Origin of the sequence: Flavobacterium sp. Root186 (assembly GCF_001428525.1) — a bacterium.
In the GTDB taxonomy this organism is placed as follows: domain Bacteria; phylum Bacteroidota; class Bacteroidia; order Flavobacteriales; family Flavobacteriaceae; genus Flavobacterium.
This window is the reverse complement of sequence record NZ_LMHW01000010.1, coordinates 1,132,615-1,153,303: the sequence shown is the minus strand read 5'-3', so window position 1 is coordinate 1,153,303 and position 20,689 is coordinate 1,132,615. Positions and strand designations below refer to the sequence as shown.

Here is a 20,689-nt window from a genome sequence, read left to right as displayed (position 1 = left end):
GTTTAACTAAAAAACTTACAAATGATGAATAACAAAGCATTGTTTTTATTTCTGAGTTTATTTTTTACTTTCTGTGGGATTTCTGCCCAACAAACAAAAGCTACAAAATTAGTAAGTAACGAAAGTGATTACGATATTCAGGACAGTGTTTCGATTACAACACGCGATGGTGCGATATTATCTGCAATGGTTGCCCGAAAAAAGAACGATACCGATGCAAAACCTGTAATTCTTCAATATACAATTTATGTTCGTGACAATGGCAGAGATCTTAAAAGCATAAAAGAATCAGTTGATAAAGGTTATACAGGTATAATTGTTTATGCGCGCGGAAAGCGTTTCAGCCCAAATGAAATCGATCCGTATGAAAATGAAAGCAGCGATGTTTATGATGCAATTGACTGGATCAGCAAACAAAAATGGTGTAACGGAAGTATTGGAATGTATGGCGGAAGTTATAACGGATTTACACAATGGGCGGCTTGCAAAAAGATGCATCCGGCGCTTAAAACAATTGTTCCTTATGTTGCTAACAGACCGGGAATGGGACTTCCGATGGAAAATAATGTTTTTATAAACCCAAATTACGAATGGGCTTTTTATGTGGGAAACAACAAATATCTTGATACGATTACCAATAATAACAGACCTCGTTTTAGAGGATTAAAGTTTAGATGGTGGGAATCTGGCGCTGCCTATAAAAAATTGGACAGTATTGATGGCGAACCCAACAGATGGTTTCAAAAATGGATAAGCCATCCGTCATTTGATGGGTATTGGCAGAAAATGGCCCCTTATAAAAATGATTTTTCTCAGATTAAAATTCCGGTTTTAGCTTTTGACGGCTATTATAATGATTCTCAAAACTCTAGTTTATACTATTTGAAAGAACTTCAAAAATACAGTCCGAAAACACCTTTTTATCTTGTAATTGGACCTTATGGGCATTTTGGAACTCAAATTGGCGGCGAAGCGGTTATAAATGATTATAAAGTCGACTCCAATGCATTAATCGATATTAAAAAAATTACCTATCAATGGTTTGATTTTATTTTAAAAAACGGCACCAAACCTGAAATTCTAAAAGATAAAATTAATTATGAAGTCATGGGTGCAAATGAATGGAAAAGTGCTTCCTCATTTGAAAAAATGCACAATGATTTCCTGACTTTTTATTTAACAGCAAATAAATTAGGTGATTTTCATTCAGCCGATTATCAAAAACCTAAGAAAAAAGAATTTCTATCTCAGAAAGTTGATTTTGCTGACAGACAAACGAGTAACAACAATTATTATCCCAGCCCGATTATTCAAAAAGAAGTCAGTAAATATGATGGCTGTTTTTTTATAAGCGAACCACTAAAAGAGCCTTTAATTGTAAATGGGTCTTTTCTTGGAGAAATCAAATGCAGCATCAACAAAAAAGATATGGATCTTGGTGTAACGCTTTATGAAGTTACCCCAAATGGCGAATATTTTCATTTATCCTATTATATCGGGCGTGCGAGTTATGCAAAAGACATTGAAAAAAGACAGCTTTTAGAACCTAATAAAATGGAAACAATTTCTTTTACCAATACTCATTTCGTTAGTAAACAATTAAGCAAAGGAAGCCGTTTATTGATTGCTGTCAATGTGAATAAAAATCCATTTTCGCAGTTAAATTACGGAACCGGAAAAGAGGTAAGTGATGAAACTATTCTGGATGCAAAAGAGCCTTTGCAGATAAAATGGTATAATGATAGTTTTGTGAAAATTCCGGTTTTGAAATAATAATACCCTTTTGATTGAGAATACTCTCTCTACTATTCAGCTCACATTTTAACTAAACATAAAATGAATAAAAAAATTGGATTGGCTAATCCGAACATCATATTCAAAGACTATTTAATTGCGGAAGAAAATTTTAGAACTTATTCTAAAAATAATTCATTTCATATAAATGCAGAAATATATGAGACAGATGCAAGCCCGGTTAAAAAATATTATTCCTACCGTTGAGCAGATAATCAAAAACAGTAATTACAGTTCTCAAATGCTGTCTGTCATTTTCATAAAAGAAAATCCAACGGTTTTAAACGATCCAAATAGTTTTTTTGTTTGTGACCTTGACGGGGTAGAACTCGAACCAATTGTTAGAAGATTTAAAGATTTTAAATACTGCCTAATTTTGTGATATCACTATTATTTAGAGTCATGTTACTACTAACTCTTCAAAGTAGTAAAACCAACGAAATTTACATTTATACTAGTACGAAAAGCATTCAACAAATAAAAAGTGTGTTTGATGATTTATGAAATAAAACTCCTGTTTTTGAAAACAAAAAACACTGACAATTGTCAGACATAGCAACCCAATTTAAGGTAGATAAGTCGGATGTAGTCAGACATATATACAAGTTGTGCGTCATTTTGGATGAACAAGAATGAGAAATAAAAACATTAATTTATGGGTTGGAAAATATCTGCAACATTTATAAAAGATGCTGGAAATCTTGAAATAAACGATGACTTAATTAAATCTTTAGGTTTTAAAGATTTTGAATATATTGAGAAAACAAATTTTAATGAAAATCCAGAAATTGGTGAACTTTATGTTTCAAAATACAATAATCATCTTTTGATTGCAAATGCGGACCTAATTTGGGAATTTACCAAACCAAATATTTCTAAAACAGAAAAAACTTTTATTGAAAAATTTCCGAATACCGAAATTTACTCTTTGTCTTTAGGTGGCGGAACTTATTTTAGTCTAATTGAAAATGGAAAAAAGATTCGACTAAGGGAAGTTGGTGATGAAATTTACCAAGATGTTGGAGAATTAATTTCTGAAGAGATTTATTTGAAATCTGAAAATTTATTTGACGAGGATGAACTAGAATTTATGAAGAATGAATTAACAGAAGAAGAATTTGAGCAACAGCTTCAATCCAATTTAGCATATGAAACTGCATTTGAGTTGACAAAAAGATTTTTCGGAAAAAGATATGACGAACTTGAAATTAAAGATTACGAATTTGAGAGCCTAAAATACAGAAACTTTCTAATAGATAATGTCCAAGATTACGGAATAAAAGCCGAAATGCAATTCGAAAAATAAAAACGAACGCACAACAGGCGTTTGGCAAGATTGCGAATTCTGTAGTAAATTCACGTTTACGTTTCGCAAGAAATTTTATCTTAGCCGAAAGAACTCGGTTACGAAGTTCGCAACCTCGCCAAGCGCCAGAACGTTGGGCGAGACAACACCAACAATCGTAAAAGAGAAACAAATGATAAAAACTAAAGTCGTAATATATATACTTTTTCTTTTTACAACCCTTAGCTGTACACCAAGTTGGGATTTATCAGAATTATATGTTCTAAAAATTGAAAATACTTCAAAAGTAATTTATAAATATGACGCTTGGGGCGGACGGGATTCTCACATCTTTGGAATCGTAATTTTAGATTCAACGGAAACTTTTGATATCAATAACGTAGAGACTTTACCTTTCTCTTTATTAGAAACAATTCCAACAAAAGAATTGGTACTTGGAATTGAAAGCGATAACTCTGATTATACGAAAACCAAAAATGAAATTCATAAGCCTATAAAAGTTACAATTGATAATCAAGGAGGACTTAAAATCAAAACTAAAATATTTCAATATAAAGGTTACTCAAATAGAAGTGGCGGTTTAGGAAGATACGTGTTTGAAAAATTTAAAGAAACTCACGATAGCATTTTCTTTTATAATTTAGATGACGTGGAAAGTATGAAACCAGAACATTTGGATACTTTAAAATTTAAGAAAACGAATATTACAATTAAAAAAACGGAACAAAATAATGTATTGCAGGTTGATATTCAGGATTTAAAACTATCTCAAAATGATGAAATTTTATCCAATATTACTTATTTTTTAAAACCAAAAAAAACAATAAGTATAAATGCTTTTACAAATATTGGAATATTTAAAGAACTAAACAGAATAAAATAATTGCCATCGCCCAACAGCTACTACAACGGATTTGGGCAATTGGCCTAATAGAAAGTTGGTTTTGTATTTGGGATGATTTGGCAAATCCGAAGAAGGGGTTAATTTAGTACCAGAACGTTACGTTTACTTAAAGAAAAAATCGTGAATAATAGGATTTTAGCATTAGAAAAATTAAAAAACAAGGAAAAATTCTCAAGCGAAGAATGGGAAAATCGCGGATTGAATCCGTCAGAAAGAAATCTATGTATTAAGCTTGAAAATTCTTTTAATGATTTGCTAACAAATTTAATTTCTGCAAATAATACAAAAAAAACGGACAAAGAAATTGAGAACATATTTGAACGATATTTCCAGGAAATTAAATCTGACGAATTAGATACAGAAGAAAGAGAATTTGTTGTGGATTATTTTGCTGAGATTGCGAAAATTTTAAATATTAGGAGTATTAATGAAAAATTAAACTTTTGGACATACGGAATCGAAGCTTATGATCATGAAGAAGCCGAAAGAAAAGCTTCGGAAAAAATATTAGCAGAAGAAAGGAAAAAACATGAAATTATTTCCATGGAATGCCAAAAATGCAAAACTCAATTAGAAACTTTTATATTGGAACGAGATAATGACATAATTAGTTTTGAGTTTGACATAATTAAATGTGTAAAATGTTCTGAACTTAATATTCTCGATAAAGGTTGTGGAATAAAAAGATATAGATTCCTGAATTATGAACTAATAGAAGAGTTACCAAAAGAGCAATACGACTTATCGAAAGCTTTACAACGATTAGAACAATTAAAAACCCAAAAATAAAGGCAACTGGTAACAGCTACTACAACGGATTTGTGCAATTGGCTTAATGGAAAGTTGGTTTTGTATTTGGGAGATTTGGCAAATCCGAAGAATGGGCTTAATTTAGTCCCAAAATCGCTGTCGTACCTGAACGTTAGGCGCAAGCAACATATGAAACAGATAAAAGCACTTTATAAATATATCTTATCGTTCCGAAAAGACAATTGGGAATTTGAAGATTATCCTTTAGAAATTTGGGAAAATCCAAACTCCGAACAGGAGGAACTAAAATTTGGAGCAAGTTTTACGAATTGGTCGCTTTTTGTATCTCATGGAGAATCTAAAAAACTTGCAATAGCCAATCTAAAAAAACAATTGGAAGACTATAAATCAAATAATGTCGAAATCCCGAGGCCTGGAAAAAAAACACCAATTCAATTTAGTGACACAACTGAAATAGATAAATACGAATCAATTGCAGTCGATTTTTTTGAAAAAATAATTGGAATAAGTTATTATAGTTGTTTTATTTCAGATTATAGTAGTGTACTCGAATTTGATTTGGAAGAGGAAGAAACAATTGCAAAAATTAAAACTGAATATAATATTGAACCAAATGAAGATTTAATTTTTGCTGAGATATTCAAACAAATCGAAGAAGCAAGAATCTAACAACTACTACAACAGATTTGAGCAATAGGCTCAATAGAAAGTTGGTTTTGTATTTGGAATGATTTGGCAAATCCGAAGAAATGGGTTTAATTTAGCCTCAAACCCGCTGTAGTACCAGAACCTTAGCAAACATTTTAGAAAACACTGTGAAAGAACTTTACCCTGAATTAATTGATTATATTTTTCAATACTTTTGGAAATATTACTCTGAAACGGAACGAAAAGCAATAGACCATAATTTTGGAGCTGTTAAATTCGGAAAATATCCAGACAATACCCATCCGAAAATTGATGAAGTAAAGAAAAGATTTTTAACAACGGACAATGAAGTATTGAAATTATTAGAAAATGGATATTCTGAATTTATCAAGAATACAGCAATCCGAATTTTTAATGAGCACGGAAACGAATTGGAATTGAATTTATGTCCAAAATGCGAAAAAATAGCAAGAACACCGAAAGCTAAACAATGTCGTTTTTGTGGAAATGATTGGCACTAAAATAAAAACATTTATTAACAACTACAATAACGTTAGCGGTAATACCTCGGAAAACTAGAACTATTCATAACTTAAAAGCCTAGTTGGAATTTTACAAATCCTAATGGAAAAGAAACTCAGAATATATACTCCAAACAATTCATTTAAGGTTGATAAGCGTTTACTAAGTCTATTAATTTTGTGGTCTATTACATTTTTAATCTATTCAACGAAATCTAAATTTCCTTCAAATGAAGAGAATCTGGAATTACTTGGATTTGTTTTTGTAATCATTGCTTTTCTATATTCTCTATATTTTATGATAAGTAACTCTTTTATATGCGAAACCACAAATGGAGAATATAGTGGCAACTTGATTATAGATTCCGAAAAAATTACTTGTAATCTTGATGTTTATACAATTTATGAAATTGAAAAAGTAAGCATTTTAAGTGATTATTTTCACGGAAAATTTAATGGAAATACAATAGCTTGGGAACGTAAAAAATCAAATGGCGTTAAAAATTATATCGAGATATATAAAAAAGATGGGGAATATAAAAAATATTTTTTTCTTCAGACTAAAACAGAAAATATACGAATGTTTTCAGATGAACTTAGAACTTATTATCGATTTGGAAAATTAGGAGAGCAGAATTATAAAAATATCGTTGACTAATGACACTACCGTAACAGCCGTTTGGCGTCATTGTACAGAAAAGAGAAGAAAAAAACAGAAAAACAAAAAATAAAGAAATGGGAATATTTGACAAAATATTTGGTAAAAAAACAGTAAACAATTCTAACGAGATAATAACAGAAATTCCTGAAAGCTGGAGTGTTTTAAGTGGTAAAAACAACGGAAATCAAATGTTGATTCGAAAAAATGCAGGGCTTGATAAAATAGCGGGGAATAGCAACTATTCTATTAGCTGTGGAATTGCATTCAAATTATTATTTCCCGATGAAAATGGACTACCAAATATTGGAAACGAGCCAGAATTGAATGACTTAGAAGACGATATTTTTGAAACGTATGAAAATGATTTGAATTCAATTGTTGCTACTATAATTACAACTTCAGGATTTAGAGAGTTTGTTTTATATACAAAAAACGTCGAAAAATTTAATTCGAGATTAGAAAAATTAAAGGCTAAATATCCAAAATACGAATTAACCAGCTATAACAGAAAAGATGAAAATTGGGAAACGTACAAATCATTCTAAATAAAACAAATGATATTAACTACATAATTGATTCCGAAAAAAATAAAATCCTTGATGGAATTCGAACCAAAATCACTTACAAACAGTGAGACTTTATAAAAAGTAAAAAATCAAGAAAGGATTTTCGAACCATAAAAAAGCCTGCAAAATATACACTTTGCAGGCTTTTTTTTTATAGTCGACCACGGGAGGAATTCGAATTTTAAATCTCCCCTGTCATTAAAATATTTTCTTTAACTCCTTTGTTTTTTAACATCCTAAAATGCGAACGTACGGCATGATAAAAAGGATATGACGTATAAGGAAGATCATATTCTTCGGCGTATTTTATTATTATGGGGGTAATATATGGATAGTAAGTATGTCCAACACCCGGAAAAAGATGATGCGCTACATGATGTGTAAAACCTCCGTATAAAAAATTAGCCAGTTTGCTATTGGTACTAAAATCTTTAGTTACAATCATTTGATGTAAAGCCCAGGTTGCAGATAGATTTCCCTCTTCGTCAGTTCCGGGAAAATTAGCATCTTCATCTACATGGGTAGAAACCAGTGCTACAACTCCCAAAACACTTCCGAATAAATGCATGGCAAACCATCCTGCCAATACTAAATACCACGGCTGATCGAGCAAAATCATCGGGATAAAAAGAATATAAAACAGATTTATAATTTTTGCTGTAAATAATATAAATATCTGCTTTCGAGGAATAGTATCGACAATCTTTTTTACGAAATTGTTTTTCGTTCCAAAAAAATCTTTAAAATCCCGAATGTAAATCCAGTTTAAACTATAAAATGGATAAATAAACCACATATAAATGTGCTGGTATTTATGATATTTAAGTACTTGCGTATTTGGAAAAATCCGAATGATGTCACTTTGCTTGATATCAATGTCCCAATCGGGAACGTTTGGATAAGCATGATGCAGGTTGATGTGTCTGCGCATCCATAACCAATGATTGCTTCCAAAAAGTTCTAAAACATATAAAAACCATTCGTTGTGTTTTGCTTTTTTAAATAAAGCTCCGTGTGCAGCATCATGAAAGGCATTTATAAAAAGTACAATCATCGTAAAACCGCACAAAATATAAAAAAGGAAAAGTAAAGGCGTACTGTTTCCAAAAAACAAAATACCGCCATAAAATAAAAAAAACAAAAACAAAAGACCTAAAGACTTTATAACATTTAAAAGGTACAATGATGAATTTTGCAAAACAGTTTCGGTGACTTCGTTGCGCATTTTTCTAAAAAAATCATCAGTACCAGCTTTAAGATAAACCGGGCGTTTTAATTTTTCCATAATCACTATTGCTAGAAATTGTCATATCAAATTTAATAAAAAAAGTTAAAACTCACAATTTCAAAACATTACCAACACAATAAATAATCGAAACTTTTCAATGAGAAATTATATGTGAGTTTATTGTTTGTAATAAAAGCACATCAAATACACATCATTTTTATCTTGATTTTACTTACAATCGCTGTAAAAATAAGTTCCTATAGTTATTTTTGATTTTTTAATGAAATTTAGAAGAACAGAAAAGCAGTATAAATTTTCACTTTTTTGTAATTTGCTTTATAAAAAATAAACTATGCTAAAACTCCGTCAGCAATTTAGATATCTCATAATAGTGCTGTTTCTTTCTGTTATGGCTTACAGTAAACCTATTATCTATGTAAATCAGGTTGGTTTTGATCCCAAAAGTCCAAAAATAGCCATTATAGCATATCCCAGTAATCTTAGTGAAAATGCATCTTTTGATGTTGTTGATACTCAAACGCATAAAACAGTATTTACCGCATTAATTGCTAAACCACAAAATGTGGACGACTGGAAACTCGGTGAAAAATTTTATAAGGCTGATTTTTCGTCTTTTCAAAAACCCGGAACTTATAAAATCACTTTTAAAATTGCAGATCAAATTTATACTTCGGCCAGTTTTTCTATTGAAGAAAATATATTGGCAAAACGAGTAATTTCATCCATAGTTCACTATTACAACAAACAAAGAGCCAATACTCCCGAAGAACTCGAAGCCGACAAAAATATAATCTTATACGGCAGTACAAAAACAGCCGATGTTCGCGGCGGATGGTGTGATGCTTCTGGCGATGTGAGTAAATATTTTTCGCATTTGGCATATGCTAATTTTGTATCTCCGCAGCAGACGCCTTTAGTAACGTGGTCGCTTATTAATACATCCGAAACCATTCCGAAACAGCTCTCGCAATGGAAAATAAAAGATTCCTTAGATAACGAAGCCATTTGGGGAGCAGATTATATGATGCGCTGTTTATCTGATCAGGATTATTTCTACATGATCGTTTTCAGTTATTTTGATAAAAATCCTGCAGCCAGAAGAATTGTGGGACTTAAAGCCAACAGTGTTACTACAGACGAATATCAAAGTGCTTTCCGCGAAGGCGGAGGAATGGCAATTGCTGCACTTGCCCGAATTTCGCAATGGAAGAAAAGCGGTGATTTTACCTCCCAGCAATATTTAGACGGTGCAAAACGTGCTTATGCTCATCTTTTAGTAAATAACACTAAATATGACGATGACGGAAAAGAAAATATTATTGATGATTATTGTGCTTTAATGGCGGCAACTGAATTATGGATTGCTACAAATCATAAGTTCTATAAAGACGAAGCCAGAAAATGGGCTCACAATCTCGAAAACCGAATGACAGATCAAGGCTGGTTTAGAAGCAATGATGGCAATCGTCCGTTTTGGCATGCCGCAGATGCAGGTTTACCAATAGTATCGCTGACCCGCTATTTGAAAAAAGAAAACGACAGCAACGAAATAAAGAATGCAAAAAATGTTATCAAAAAAGCATTAGAATATAATTTAGCCGTTACCAATAATGTAGAAAATCCGTTTGGTTATGCACGTCAAAGTTTCTCGTTTAAGGACAAAGTACAAGATGGCTTTTTTATTCCGCATGATAATGAAACCGGCTGGTGGTGGCAGGGTGAAAATGCCAGATTAGCATCGCTGGCCACAGCAGCAATTGAAGGCGGAAAAGTAGTTTCTGTGCAGAACAACGGGACTGAAAAAAAGCCGCTTGATTTATATGCTTCGCAGCAATTATCATGGATATTAGGCTGCAATCCGTATTCCGTATGTTTTTTATATGAATTTGGAGAAACCAATGTGCCCTATATGCATTCTAATTACGGTCACGGTTCTGAGAAAGGCGGTATTTCTAATGGAATTACGGGTAAAGAAGGAAATCCAGACGGCTCCGGAATCGATTTTAAAATGGATGTTGACGGCAATGACGAATGGCGCTGGACAGAACAATGGATTCCACATTCTGCTTGGTTTTTACAAGCCATTACTGCTTTGGCAGAAAAGTAAAATTTTAGATAATGAAAACTTCCCTTATTAGATGAAAAATTTTCTAATCTTATTCATGGCTATCTTTGTTTTTCAGGTAGATTGTACCGCTCAGAAATCAAAAAAACCAAAGTTTAAAGCTTTGGTTTTGTATGAAAACGGCGGGCATCATTTAGCATTTTCTAAAGCAGCAAAACCCTGGCTGAACAAACTGGCAGCTGACAGCAGTTTTACTATTGATTATATTGAAAACACTGCAAAAATTAACGATGCTTTTTTAAAACAATACAAAGTTTTTATTCAGCTGGATTATCCTCCATATACCTGGAGCGAAGAATCTATGAAAGCATTTGAAAAATACATGAACGATGGCAAAGGCGGATGGGTTGGTTTACATCACGCTGCTTTATTAGGCGAATTTGACGGTTACCCAATGTGGAAATGGTTTTCTGATTTTATGGGAGGAATACGTTTTGAAAATTATATTGCTACTTTTGCGAATGCGAAGGTGAATATTGAAGATAAATCTCATCCTGTAACCAAAGGAATTTCACCTGAGTTTTTGATTAAAAAAGAAGAATGGTATACTTATAATAAAAGTCCTCGACCAAATGTTCACGTATTAGCCTCTGTAGATGAATCTACTTATGAACCTAATTCAGAGATAAAAATGGGCGATCATCCTGTTGTCTGGACAAACGATCATTTTAAATCTCGAAATGTTTATATTTTCATGGGACATTCTCCTGAATTGTTTGAAAATGAGGCTTACACTACTCTTTTAAGAAATGCTGTTTTTTGGGCAGCGAGTAAAAAATGATAATTGTATCAATTTAAAAAATTCCCATATTTTCAGGTTTAATCGTAAATCCTAAACGCAGCATACTTTTGTGTTCCTGATAATCGATTAAACTTTCTGTGTAACCTACAAACCATTGAAGCGTGAGATAATAATTTTCATGTTTAAATGGTTTCCAGTTTACCTGCGTCTGCAAAGATCCGTAATTAATAAGTCCGCTGCCTTTTCTAAACAGAATATCGGCACTCCAGCGTCCGGGTTGAATTTGATAGGTTGCGCTGGCTTCACCGTAACCTACATATTTGGTCAATTCAGGATTATCTTCTTTATCAACAAGCGGAATCCATCCTCTGATTCCGACTGTCCATCGAGGAGAAACCTGCGATTTTAACGAAAAGGCAAGCATGTTCCAGGTTCTGGAATAAATAGAATCTCTCCCGTTTGATTCGTGTTCCAAGGAAATTGTCCCGTAAGTAAGCCTTCCGCCTTTTAAATAAAAAGGGCGAACGACAGCAACGCCGGGATTAAAATTAATTTCTGAAAATGGTTTTGAACTTGCATAGATATCCCAAAATGCTTTTTGGGTATACATTAAATAAGGGAAAAAACCGCCTACCCAAGGTTTAGAAGTCAATCTCAATTTAAAACTTATTTGATATTTTACGTCGGCAGAATTGCGTGTAATAGCCTCATTTATTGGCACGCCGGTTAAAAAATAATTGTCTCTGTGAACAGAAAAACTGGATTCTTTTAATAATGAATCTGCGGCGCGGAAATTCTTTTTTTCTTCTACAATTTGTGAATTTGTTTTAATTGAAAATAAAATCAACCAAAGGAATAGGTATTTCGAGTACATTCTTAGAATTTAAATTGAGGCACATTTTTAATAATTAAATGTACACTGCTTAAGGGAATGGCATTAACGCAATAAAAACAAGAGTTAACCCAATAAACTTAATAATAAAAATATCCTGCATAAAGACTCTTTTATGACTAATAATTTCCGTTTGGTGTCATTTTTTCAAAATAGCGCTCATATCTCAAGTACTTTCGGCTGTAAACAATCACCTAAATTACCCGCGATGCCGAAAACGGGACAAAAGAGTAAGCAAAATCCAAAAACAAATCTATTATGCAAACCGTGAATCCATTAACCATGTATGTTCCTATTTATCAAACTGATGAAGCACAGGCAACAGCACAGGCAGCTTATCAAAATTTTAATAATCCTTTGACTAAAGCTGCTTTAGATAAAATGGCAATTGTGCATTATGCAAGAATTGCTCTTGTTCCTAATACTAACGGAAAAGGTATCGCCGGAATTTTAGTTATTACAGAATTTGACGGAAATATGAATTCTTACTTAGAGGCTTTTTACAATAACTCGCCTACTATTAAGGCTGCGTTCCTTGGTGTTATTAGTCTTTGGGCTAACAAACCTGCAGATTTCCCAACTGACCCTAAAGATATTACGTATACAATTTTCTCAAATTTCATTAACGAGCGTAATGTAAGCCAGGTTAAAGATCTTTATTATGCTTATCCACAATCGGTAAAGCAAATTGTAGCAAAATTTTCTAAAAAATAAGAAATAAGAAAAAGTATAAATACTAACAGCTGTGTCATTTGATTCGGCTGTTTTTTTCTTTAATCAAAAACTTAATCTTATGAATTATACACAAACGCCTCAAGCTGCAACACCAGAATTAAGCGATATACAAGGGCTTATTATAAATGGTTATACGCATCCGTGTTCTGTACATATGCTTTTTAAATTCGATCAGAACGCTTCTAATTTGAAATATATTCAGGAATTTTTTAAGGATTTACTTCCGTATCTGCAAAGTGCAGAAGACTGGGGCGCCTTAAAGCCGGAAATCATGCTGAATATTGGTCTTAGTGCTAACGGAATTGGTATTGTAAAACCAGATCTTGATGTTCCAAACTCCAGTTTTCCTTCTACATTTAAAACGGGGCCCTGGGATATAAATAGTGCGCAGTTATCACTGGGAGATGTGGGTATTAAGGGTGGTGATCCTAGTGAATGGTGGAATCAAAAGTTTTGCAATGATGATATACATTGTGTTGTGCATGTTTATGCCATGAACCCAACTGCACAGGAAAAAATCGTGGGCATTGTAAATGATGCTGCCCTGAAAAGTAACGGAATGGTTACGGAGTTAAAACCATTAAAGTCTGAAAGCGGGAGATTAGAGCAATATTTGTTAGTCCCGTCAGATTATATTCATTTTAGTTATCGAGATTCGATTGATGAGCCTAATTTGAATGAAAATCCAGCGGGCAATGACCAGCAAGACCTCAACAACTTTTTGATAGGTTACAGTACGCTTCCAAATCCTATTCCGGGTCCTCTTTCCGGCCCTGAAGCTGCATTTGCTAAAAACGGCTGTTATAATGCGCTTCGAATTCTTTATCAGGATGTTGAAGCATTTAATAACTTTCTTGATACACAGGCAGAATCGATAGCACCGCAAATTAAAAACACTAAGGAATATGCAGAAGAATGGCTTGCGGCGAAAATGTGCGGAAGATGGAGAAATGGTTCTCCGCTGGTACTTTCGCCAGACAAACCTGAACACGATACTTCTAAAGCTACCGATTTTGGGTATTTAAAAGATGATATGCAAGGGCTTAAATGTCCGTTTTCTGCGCATACCAGAGTAGCAAACCCACGTGATGAAGGAGTTGATGCTGCAGGTTCAGATACGGTTCCGCGTATTATAAGACGAGGAATGCCTTATGGCCCGCCTTTTTCACTTGATCCTGAAGCAGACCGCGGATTGATTGGTTTATTTCTTTGTGGAGATATAAGCAGTCAGTTTGAAACGCTTTACAGCTGGATTAACCTGAATAACTTTAGTGATGTTTTTGATCCTGCAGAAAATACACCGCAAGATCCTTTAGTTGCTAATCGTATTGCGGCTGAACCGGGCGGTAATATTGATCCTAATTTTACGATTCCTATGGACGGCGGAAACAATATCGTTATTGATGGGCCTTTGCCTCAATTTGTAGTAACCCGTGGAACGGCTTATTTACTTCTGCCTTCTATTTCGGCACTTACTGCAATAGCAAATGGCGAAGCGTAAAATAATTAGTTAAAAATTGTTGTTAGAAAAAATAAAAAACCATCTGCGTATGCGGATGGTTTTTAGCTTTTAGTGGTTTTATTTACATCATAAAATACAGGGCTCTCTGCAGTATTTCGAGCTGTTTTTCTATCATATTTGATATTACAAATTTCTTATCCGGTAATTTTGGAATGAGGCTGGAGGATTTCTTAAAAGAGAACTTTAAATCCTGCAAAACCTCTATTTTGGTTTTTGAGGCATCTATTAAAAACAAACCTTTGATTTCGCCTATTAACGACATACTATTGTAAAGGTGTTTACTAAATAAGCAAACCATAAAATTTGCTTTTATACTTTCTAATTTGAAAAACTCTACGAGTTCCGAATACTCATAGATTACAAATACGGAATAATCGTAATGGTTTGATTTATTCTCGTTTTTCAATAAAAAAGAGTCTTCAGAAAATTCAAAGTCATTTTTAAATTTTCTTTTAAACATTTTTAAAAAAATCCCCTTATTGTCCCTAATTAAAACTCTTTTTTTTCTGATCATCTCTTAAGAATTAGCATTTAACTTTTCTTATAAATAAATTATATTTTAATAATATAGTGATAGAAAATTTCTTTTGGAATATAAAATCAGAGCTTTTTTATATCATGAAATTTAAAGATATAAGATATTTAAACAAGAAATTAAAGAGTGTCTAAAGGTAGTACAACAACAAGAATTAAGATAAATCTAAAAGGAAATGAGCCCAATACAATATCGAGCTCATTTTTATCTTATTTGGTTATAAATCGTGTAAACTTTTGAGTGCAGTTTATTTGTAGGTGGTTCTTGGTATAAATATAGTAAAGAATCAAAAAAATCAACGCTGCGGTTTTACTTTATGAAAAAGTAACTGGCTTGTTGGTTTCTTTTTAAACGGTAAGTAAGTTGTTTGAGTTCAATTGTAAATTAGAAAAAATCTTAAATACCTGCGTTAAGGTTGGGAGTTTCTGCGGTACTTAAGCTTTTTAGCTTTTTTATTTTATCGTTCAATTTTAAAACCCGGTCCAGTTGTTTTTGCTGAATCGTGTATTTGGTATAATATCTATACCATTCTTTTCCAATAAAAAAGGTTGTCACTGAAACTCCAGTGAGTACACCAATAAAGTAATTAGTAATATCCATAATTTCTATTTTTTAAATTTAAAAAGCATTTTTATCTCCTTTCAGAGTCACAATAACGGTTAATAAGCAAATCTTAATATCGGTAATTAAACTCCAGCGCTGCAGGTATTGTATATCTGTGGTAACGCGGCGTTTCATGTCGACTACTCTTTTGGTTTCTCCCCTAAGTCCGGAAACCTGAGCCAGTCCTGTAATTCCTGGTTTGACAAAATGACGAACCATAAAATTATTAATATGGCAATTGTAATCTGATGTATGCTTAATCATATGAGGGCGTGGCCCAACAATGCTCATATTTCCCATCAAAACATTAAAAAACTGAGGCATTTCATCTAAACTTGTCCTTCGTAGAAATTTTCCAATTGGCGTAACTCGCGAATCTCCTTTTCTTGCCTGCTGGCTTTCGTCGCCAGCATTCATATACATGCTTCGAAACTTATAACACCAAAAGGGTTCATTTTTTTTGCCTGTTCGCATTTGTCTAAATAAAACAGGCCCTTTGCTCTGCCTTTTAATAAGAATGGCTAATAAAGGATAGAGCCACGACATGATGAGAATAATAACCATGAGACTAAAAACAATATCAAATATTCTTTTAATCAATCGATTATAGGCATTTTGTAACGGCTCAAAACGAGGCTTAATGACATGAAAATTATTTAAATGGCTGGAGTTAAAATGCTTCTTTGAAATGGATGAAAAATCAGGGACAAATTTCAAACGCATACAGTATTTATCACCCAGTTCGAAAAAATAATTTAAATCTGAAATAAAATCCGGCTTCGATACAATGTACAGTTCATTAATATTTTCTCTGGATGCGTTATGAATAGCTTCAGAAAGAGCATCGCTAAATTCTTCATTGCTTTTATAATCTGCAGCCGCATTTTCATTAATAATACCCACAAAATGAATAAAAAAAGAATTGTCTTCCAGATGAGAGGCTAATTCGATACTCGTTTTATTAAATCCCCATATGGCAACTGTATATTGTTTAAAAACCCATCCTTTAATTTCTCCAATAATCAGCGTAAACAAAATTCTGGACAGCAAGAAATAGAACAGCAAAAAACTCAATTGAAATAAATTGGCCCGGCTTCCAAAAAAGTAAATAACGTTATCCTGAAAAATAAAAATATAACTATGCCACAAGATTCTTTGTGTAAAAAAAGCACGCCAGCTATTGCGGAAAAAGTATTCTAAACTAAAAAGAACATCTATTCTATACAATTGAAAATAAGTTACCGAGAATAACCAGCTCAAAATTGTAATAGGAATCATTTTATCCAGAAACAAAGCATTCCAGCCAATCTTTTCTTCATTTGCAAAATTCAGAAACACTATAGTACCAAGTATCATAGCAATCATGTCTGCAAATGCACAGCAAATTATGAAGGTAAATTTATGTCTGTTTCGCATTTTTTTAATTTTTTGAATAAATTGTAAAACAATCCTCCTGCTGCACTTCCTATAATTCCATAAAAAACATCCATTATATCGGGGTTTCTTTTTTGAACTATAAACTGCCCTCCTTCGGCTATACAAACAATTATTGCTGCTATGCCTATGTTTTGTATAAAATTTAAATTTTTGCTTTGGTTTATTTCATTTGAATTCTTTTGCTGTATATATGCTTCTAACAGAAATCCAACGGCTAAAAAAGGAACAGCAGTACGCAGATTATAATAATGATTACTCCAGTTTAAAAGCCATCTTGGTAAATAACTTTCGGTTCTTAAGCTAGGGTCAGGCAGCCAGGAAAAATAAAAAACAACGCCAATAGCTAAAAGCAATATCAGCAGAACTATTTTTTGAAACATTTTTCAATATTTAATTTTTTAGTAAATGTTTTTTTTATTGTTTGAGATGAATTTGCGGCAGAGAAAAACATAAACTTAGGCTTCTTTTATTCCAAGATTTCTTTTGTACCACGGTCTCTTTATTTTTGTTTCCTGATACTGATAACCATAATTGAGGCCATATCCATATCCGTATGCAGTTTTCATATTTACTGCATTAATAAGAATACCAACATTTTTTAATTGGTCTTTTTTAATAAAATTATTTACATGAACTAAATTGCTCTTATCTGTATAATCGTATTTTACAACAAATACGGTAACATCGGCCAAATGACTGAAATTGAGTGTATCTGATACTATTTGTACCGGAGCCGTATCTAATATTATAAAATCATATAGATCTTTTGCTTCTTCAATTAATCCTTCAAAATTAGAATTGGTTATTAATTGGGAGGGATTTGGAGGAACTTCACCAGCGAGCAGAATATCAAGGTTTTTAGAATAATTAGTGTCTTTTTGCACAAATCCTTTCCAGTCATCATTTTTATTAGCCAGATAATTGGTGAGACCTAATACGTTTTTATCGATATTAAAATATTCATGCAATTGAGGATTTCTTAAATCGACACCAATTAGTAATACTTTTTTATTAAGATTACTAATGGTTACAGCATTATGAAAGGCACAAAAGGACTTTCCTTCTCCCTGAATACACGAAGTAAACAGTATTATGTTTCCTTTGTCTTCCTTTTTTTTGTGCAGCAAGTAGCGTACGTTTGAAACCAAAGTACGGGTTGCCTCTGCTATTAAAGAATGAGAAGTAGCGGTGTTTTCTAACTTTTCATTGGTATTTATTTTAGGAATATGTCCCAGAATAGGAATATTGGTAATTACTTTTTGAATATCTTCTTCGTTATGTATTTTGGTATCCAGATATAAACGAACGTATATTATTCCGAAAGGAAGCAGTAAACCAAATAAAAATGCGCCAAGCATAAAGGATTTAGGCTGTGGAAAAATTGCCGAATAATTCGTTTCGGGTGCATTTAAGGTTTTTAAATTTGACTCTAAAATTGCACCGTTCAAAACAGCTTCTTCTCTTTTTTGCAATAAGGCTACATAGGTTTCTTCTTTCATACTAAGATTGCTATTGATATTACCCAATATTTTATCTTGTGTAGGTATGTTTTTAATTTTTGAAGCGGCAATAGTTTCTTCCGATTTATTAGCGATATTAGTTTGATTTAAAAAGTTTAAATATCCTTCTAAAGAATTCAATATTTCTTGTTTTGAAACTCTTAACTGCGTCATTAAAGTAATATAGGCCGGATTATTTTTTTGTGCTCTCTGCAGGATTAATTCACTATCCATGAGCTTTGTATTATAATTTAACAGCATTTGATTGACGATAGACGATTCTAAATTATAATTGGTACCTAAAGTCTGGCCGGCATCTCTTTTTCTGATATCGTTAATGGCATAATTGGTAAGTGAAATTTGTTTCTCGTTGAGTAAGGAACTTTCATTTTTCTGGCTTCTATCGGCCGTTTTTTCGGCAATATAATTGTCCATCACTCCTATTTCATTGTTTTGAAGGTATCTTTCTTTTACACTTTCTATAGAATCTTTTTCTCTGGTGAAACTTTTTATCCTTTGATTTAAATAAGTAACGGTATTGGTAAACGTTTTCTGTTTGTTGATCACAATGCTTTTATCCAGTAGAACGATAATTTCATTTAATATTTTTCTTGAATGTACGGGACTTGAGCCAATATGATTTAATTCTATTGTTCCTTTTGATTTTTCATCGGATAGAACGATTAGCGATGACTTCAAATTCTTTAATGCAATATCTGTTGGTTCAAGACTTACTTTATATTCACTTTCGAAATAATAGGATGGATTTTTCTTTGCCTTCGCCGCTAATTTAATTTTAAACGGAAGATCTTTTATTTCCTGATCTCCATCGTATCCTTTAATTCGATAAATTTTTTCCGTATCTGGATTGGTGATAACAAATCCGGCTTTATCTATTTTAATTTCATACGAAACTTGCGGCAGCGAATCTTTGGCAACCGTAAGTTTTAAAATAAAGGGAACTTCGTTTATATACTTATTTTGTATTGCATATACTTTTTCAAAATAACTTACATTTAAATTCAAATTCTTAACTACACCCAGCAAAAATTCATTAGATGTAATCAATCTGATTTCATCATCTAAATTATCTTCGTTACTTTTTTGATCTGTGCTAATGGTTATTATTTTCGTTTTATCTTCTTGTTTTTTATCCAGAAAGATCAAAGCCGAAGTTTGATAAGTTGGCGGCACTACTTTGATAAAAATGAATGCAGCACCTACGCATAAAATTAAGCTAAGCAGGAACCAGGGCCAATATTTGAGATACTTTAAAAATTCTTTTTTAAAATCCATAATTATTCAATTAATTATACAACAGTATTCATAACACATAATTTCAAGCTGTTCTTTACTATATTACTGGGCAATAAGTAAAACGACCGCTAAAAGGGAAGCTGTTATACCCAATACTTGTATTGGATCTTTGATTAAACCACCGCTATTTGCTTTTAGTTTATTGGGTTCTACAACAATAACATCATTCTGCCTGATTCTGTAATTTGGATTATTCATCCAGGAAGCTGTAGTCAGGTCAACATGAAAAACTAAACGTTTTCCGTCTACTTCTCTAATCAATTTTACATCTTTTCGAACTGCTGAATAGGTTAAGTCTTTTGCCAGTCCTATGGCATCGAGAAGGCTGATAGATTCTTCGCTAAAAGGTATTACGCCTGGCGAATTTACTTCACCCAAAATGGTAAATTTATTATTGAGTACTCTAACCTGAACGGTAGGATTTACTAAATAGCCTTCATTAATCAAACGCTCTTTTATTTTGATCTCTGCATTGGCCGGCGTTAAACCGCCCACCTTAACTTCATTTAAAATAGGCATCGTGATATTTCCCTGTGGGGTAACTAAATAACCAGCTAACTTCATCATTTCTACTGATGTTTGTCCGCCGGTTGTTCCCACATTAATATTAAAAGGTGCTGCTACCACAGGATTAATATCTCCCACTTCAATTTTTAAAATATCGTTGGGCTGTATTTTTGTCGACGTATAAATTAAATTTGAATTGGCATAGCTGTCTAAATCTTGTAAATACAGCATTTCTTTTTTTGTGGTACAAGACTGAAGCATCAATAAAAGCAATAAAAATATCGGAAGTAAATTTTTCTTCATGTTCATCGTAGTGTGTTTTAGTATTTTTTTAATTACTCTAAATTCTATTGAA

General features: G+C 32.6%; 21 protein-coding genes. 13 read left to right on the top strand and 8 right to left on the bottom strand.

Going from position 1 to position 20,689, the window contains the following annotated elements:
- The first annotated feature begins 21 nt into the window (after window positions 1-21).
- The 9 genes from ASD98_RS08870 (at window position 22) to ASD98_RS08835 (ending at window position 7,150) form a co-directional block, all read left to right on the top strand.
- Window positions 22-1,773: a CocE/NonD family hydrolase gene (locus ASD98_RS08870; protein ID WP_242412091.1), complete on the top strand. Its 1,752-nt coding sequence runs from the start codon at window positions 22-24 to the stop codon at window positions 1,771-1,773.
- Between the two features lie 181 nt (window positions 1,774-1,954).
- A complete protein-coding gene (locus tag ASD98_RS23830) occupies window positions 1,955-2,176 on the top strand; it encodes a hypothetical protein (RefSeq protein WP_128414798.1) in 222 nt (73 codons plus the stop codon).
- 273 nt (window positions 2,177-2,449) lie between these two features.
- On the top strand, window positions 2,450-3,100 hold the full coding sequence (locus tag ASD98_RS08865) for a hypothetical protein (protein WP_056202950.1): 651 nt from the start codon (window positions 2,450-2,452) through the stop codon (window positions 3,098-3,100).
- Window positions 3,101-3,272: 172 nt separating this feature from the next.
- A complete protein-coding gene (locus tag ASD98_RS08860) occupies window positions 3,273-3,983 on the top strand; it encodes a hypothetical protein (RefSeq protein WP_128414797.1) in 711 nt (236 codons plus the stop codon).
- A 141-nt stretch (window positions 3,984-4,124) separates the two neighbouring features.
- The gene (locus tag ASD98_RS08855) at window positions 4,125-4,793 is read left to right on the top strand and encodes a DUF4844 domain-containing protein (RefSeq protein WP_056202943.1); all 669 of its coding nucleotides are present in this window, start codon (window positions 4,125-4,127) and stop codon (window positions 4,791-4,793) included.
- 150 nt (window positions 4,794-4,943) lie between these two features.
- Window positions 4,944-5,444 carry a hypothetical protein gene (locus ASD98_RS08850; protein ID WP_056202940.1) on the top strand — a complete coding sequence of 167 codons (501 nt, stop codon included), beginning with the start codon at window positions 4,944-4,946 and terminating at the stop codon, window positions 5,442-5,444.
- 146 nt (window positions 5,445-5,590) lie between these two features.
- Window positions 5,591-5,944: a hypothetical protein gene (locus tag ASD98_RS08845; RefSeq protein WP_056202937.1), complete on the top strand. Its 354-nt coding sequence runs from the start codon at window positions 5,591-5,593 to the stop codon at window positions 5,942-5,944.
- Between the two features lie 103 nt (window positions 5,945-6,047).
- Window positions 6,048-6,602 carry a hypothetical protein gene (locus tag ASD98_RS08840; RefSeq protein WP_056202935.1) on the top strand — a complete coding sequence of 185 codons (555 nt, stop codon included), beginning with the start codon at window positions 6,048-6,050 and terminating at the stop codon, window positions 6,600-6,602.
- A 77-nt stretch (window positions 6,603-6,679) separates the two neighbouring features.
- Complete coding sequence (locus tag ASD98_RS08835; RefSeq protein ID WP_056202932.1) at window positions 6,680-7,150, top strand: DUF695 domain-containing protein; 471 nt, start codon at window positions 6,680-6,682, stop codon at window positions 7,148-7,150.
- A gap of 202 nt (window positions 7,151-7,352) precedes the next feature.
- Here the strand turns inward: ASD98_RS08835 and ASD98_RS08830 are convergent, their stop codons facing one another.
- Window positions 7,353-8,456: a fatty acid desaturase gene (locus ASD98_RS08830; protein WP_056202929.1), complete on the bottom strand. Its 1,104-nt coding sequence runs from the start codon at window positions 8,454-8,456 to the stop codon at window positions 7,353-7,355.
- 295 nt (window positions 8,457-8,751) lie between these two features.
- Here ASD98_RS08830 and ASD98_RS08825 point away from each other — a divergent pair, with 295 nt between their 5' ends.
- Together ASD98_RS08825 and ASD98_RS08820 are read left to right on the top strand one after the other, a co-directional pair.
- Window positions 8,752-10,527 carry a glycoside hydrolase family 9 protein gene (locus ASD98_RS08825; RefSeq protein ID WP_056202926.1) on the top strand — a complete coding sequence of 592 codons (1,776 nt, stop codon included), beginning with the start codon at window positions 8,752-8,754 and terminating at the stop codon, window positions 10,525-10,527.
- A gap of 31 nt (window positions 10,528-10,558) precedes the next feature.
- Window positions 10,559-11,326: a ThuA domain-containing protein gene (locus tag ASD98_RS08820; protein WP_056202921.1), complete on the top strand. Its 768-nt coding sequence runs from the start codon at window positions 10,559-10,561 to the stop codon at window positions 11,324-11,326.
- Window positions 11,327-11,339: 13 nt separating this feature from the next.
- On the opposite strand, the gene ASD98_RS08815 is transcribed toward ASD98_RS08820, so the two are convergent.
- Window positions 11,340-12,161, bottom strand: a complete 822-nt coding sequence (locus ASD98_RS08815) for a phospholipase A (protein ID WP_056202919.1) — start codon at window positions 12,159-12,161, stop codon at window positions 11,340-11,342.
- A gap of 276 nt (window positions 12,162-12,437) precedes the next feature.
- Between ASD98_RS08815 and ASD98_RS08810 the strand changes: the two genes are divergently transcribed.
- A complete protein-coding gene (locus ASD98_RS08810) occupies window positions 12,438-12,893 on the top strand; it encodes a hypothetical protein (RefSeq protein ID WP_128414796.1) in 456 nt (151 codons plus the stop codon).
- A 79-nt stretch (window positions 12,894-12,972) separates the two neighbouring features.
- Window positions 12,973-14,415, top strand: a complete 1,443-nt coding sequence (locus ASD98_RS08805; RefSeq protein WP_056202914.1) for a hypothetical protein — start codon at window positions 12,973-12,975, stop codon at window positions 14,413-14,415.
- An 82-nt stretch (window positions 14,416-14,497) separates the two neighbouring features.
- Here ASD98_RS08805 and ASD98_RS08800 read toward each other — a convergent pair whose 3' ends face one another.
- The 6 genes from ASD98_RS08800 to ASD98_RS08775 form a co-directional block, all read right to left on the bottom strand.
- Window positions 14,498-14,950 (bottom strand): hypothetical protein, encoded by a 453-nt coding sequence (locus tag ASD98_RS08800; RefSeq protein ID WP_056202912.1) that lies wholly within the window; start codon window positions 14,948-14,950, stop codon window positions 14,498-14,500.
- A 417-nt stretch (window positions 14,951-15,367) separates the two neighbouring features.
- On the bottom strand, window positions 15,368-15,571 hold the full coding sequence (locus ASD98_RS08795) for a hypothetical protein (RefSeq protein WP_056202910.1): 204 nt from the start codon (window positions 15,569-15,571) through the stop codon (window positions 15,368-15,370).
- An 18-nt stretch (window positions 15,572-15,589) separates the two neighbouring features.
- Window positions 15,590-16,990, bottom strand: coding sequence for an exopolysaccharide biosynthesis polyprenyl glycosylphosphotransferase (locus ASD98_RS08790; protein WP_082577816.1), 1,401 nt, complete (start codon window positions 16,988-16,990; stop codon window positions 15,590-15,592).
- Window positions 16,960-17,391 carry a VanZ family protein gene (locus tag ASD98_RS08785; protein ID WP_056202904.1) on the bottom strand — a complete coding sequence of 144 codons (432 nt, stop codon included), beginning with the start codon at window positions 17,389-17,391 and terminating at the stop codon, window positions 16,960-16,962. The genes ASD98_RS08790 and ASD98_RS08785 overlap by 31 nt, the downstream gene beginning before the upstream one ends.
- 75 nt (window positions 17,392-17,466) lie before the next feature.
- Window positions 17,467-19,806, bottom strand: coding sequence for a polysaccharide biosynthesis tyrosine autokinase (locus ASD98_RS08780; RefSeq protein WP_056202901.1), 2,340 nt, complete (start codon window positions 19,804-19,806; stop codon window positions 17,467-17,469).
- 63 nt (window positions 19,807-19,869) lie between these two features.
- Window positions 19,870-20,643 carry a polysaccharide biosynthesis/export family protein gene (locus ASD98_RS08775; protein WP_056202898.1) on the bottom strand — a complete coding sequence of 258 codons (774 nt, stop codon included), beginning with the start codon at window positions 20,641-20,643 and terminating at the stop codon, window positions 19,870-19,872.
- Window positions 20,644-20,689 lie beyond the last annotated feature (46 nt).

What these genes read in the sequence shown, in the direction of transcription:
- ASD98_RS23830 (WP_128414798.1), top strand. Translation starts at nt 1,955, where the DNA reads ATGAGACAGATGCAAGCCCGGTTAAAAAATATTATTCCTACCGTTGAG.
- ASD98_RS08785 (WP_056202904.1), bottom strand. Translation starts at nt 17,391, where the DNA reads ATGTTTCAAAAAATAGTTCTGCTGATATTGCTTTTAGCTATTGGCGTT.
- ASD98_RS08795 (WP_056202910.1), bottom strand. Translation starts at nt 15,571, where the DNA reads ATGGATATTACTAATTACTTTATTGGTGTACTCACTGGAGTTTCAGTG.
- ASD98_RS08805 (WP_056202914.1), top strand. Translation starts at nt 12,973, where the DNA reads ATGAATTATACACAAACGCCTCAAGCTGCAACACCAGAATTAAGCGAT.
- ASD98_RS08780 (WP_056202901.1), bottom strand. Translation starts at nt 19,806, where the DNA reads ATGGATTTTAAAAAAGAATTTTTAAAGTATCTCAAATATTGGCCCTGG.
- ASD98_RS08810 (WP_128414796.1), top strand. Translation starts at nt 12,438, where the DNA reads ATGCAAACCGTGAATCCATTAACCATGTATGTTCCTATTTATCAAACT.
- ASD98_RS08815 (WP_056202919.1), bottom strand. Translation starts at nt 12,161, where the DNA reads ATGTACTCGAAATACCTATTCCTTTGGTTGATTTTATTTTCAATTAAA.
- ASD98_RS08865 (WP_056202950.1), top strand. Translation starts at nt 2,450, where the DNA reads ATGGGTTGGAAAATATCTGCAACATTTATAAAAGATGCTGGAAATCTT.
- ASD98_RS08850 (WP_056202940.1), top strand. Translation starts at nt 4,944, where the DNA reads ATGAAACAGATAAAAGCACTTTATAAATATATCTTATCGTTCCGAAAA.
- ASD98_RS08870 (WP_242412091.1), top strand. Translation starts at nt 22, where the DNA reads ATGATGAATAACAAAGCATTGTTTTTATTTCTGAGTTTATTTTTTACT.
- ASD98_RS08830 (WP_056202929.1), bottom strand. Translation starts at nt 8,456, where the DNA reads ATGGAAAAATTAAAACGCCCGGTTTATCTTAAAGCTGGTACTGATGAT.
- ASD98_RS08790 (WP_082577816.1), bottom strand. Translation starts at nt 16,990, where the DNA reads ATGCGAAACAGACATAAATTTACCTTCATAATTTGCTGTGCATTTGCA.
- ASD98_RS08840 (WP_056202935.1), top strand. Translation starts at nt 6,048, where the DNA reads ATGGAAAAGAAACTCAGAATATATACTCCAAACAATTCATTTAAGGTT.
- ASD98_RS08775 (WP_056202898.1), bottom strand. Translation starts at nt 20,643, where the DNA reads ATGAACATGAAGAAAAATTTACTTCCGATATTTTTATTGCTTTTATTG.
- ASD98_RS08860 (WP_128414797.1), top strand. Translation starts at nt 3,273, where the DNA reads ATGATAAAAACTAAAGTCGTAATATATATACTTTTTCTTTTTACAACC.
- ASD98_RS08835 (WP_056202932.1), top strand. Translation starts at nt 6,680, where the DNA reads ATGGGAATATTTGACAAAATATTTGGTAAAAAAACAGTAAACAATTCT.
- ASD98_RS08820 (WP_056202921.1), top strand. Translation starts at nt 10,559, where the DNA reads ATGAAAAATTTTCTAATCTTATTCATGGCTATCTTTGTTTTTCAGGTA.
- ASD98_RS08800 (WP_056202912.1), bottom strand. Translation starts at nt 14,950, where the DNA reads ATGATCAGAAAAAAAAGAGTTTTAATTAGGGACAATAAGGGGATTTTT.
- ASD98_RS08825 (WP_056202926.1), top strand. Translation starts at nt 8,752, where the DNA reads ATGCTAAAACTCCGTCAGCAATTTAGATATCTCATAATAGTGCTGTTT.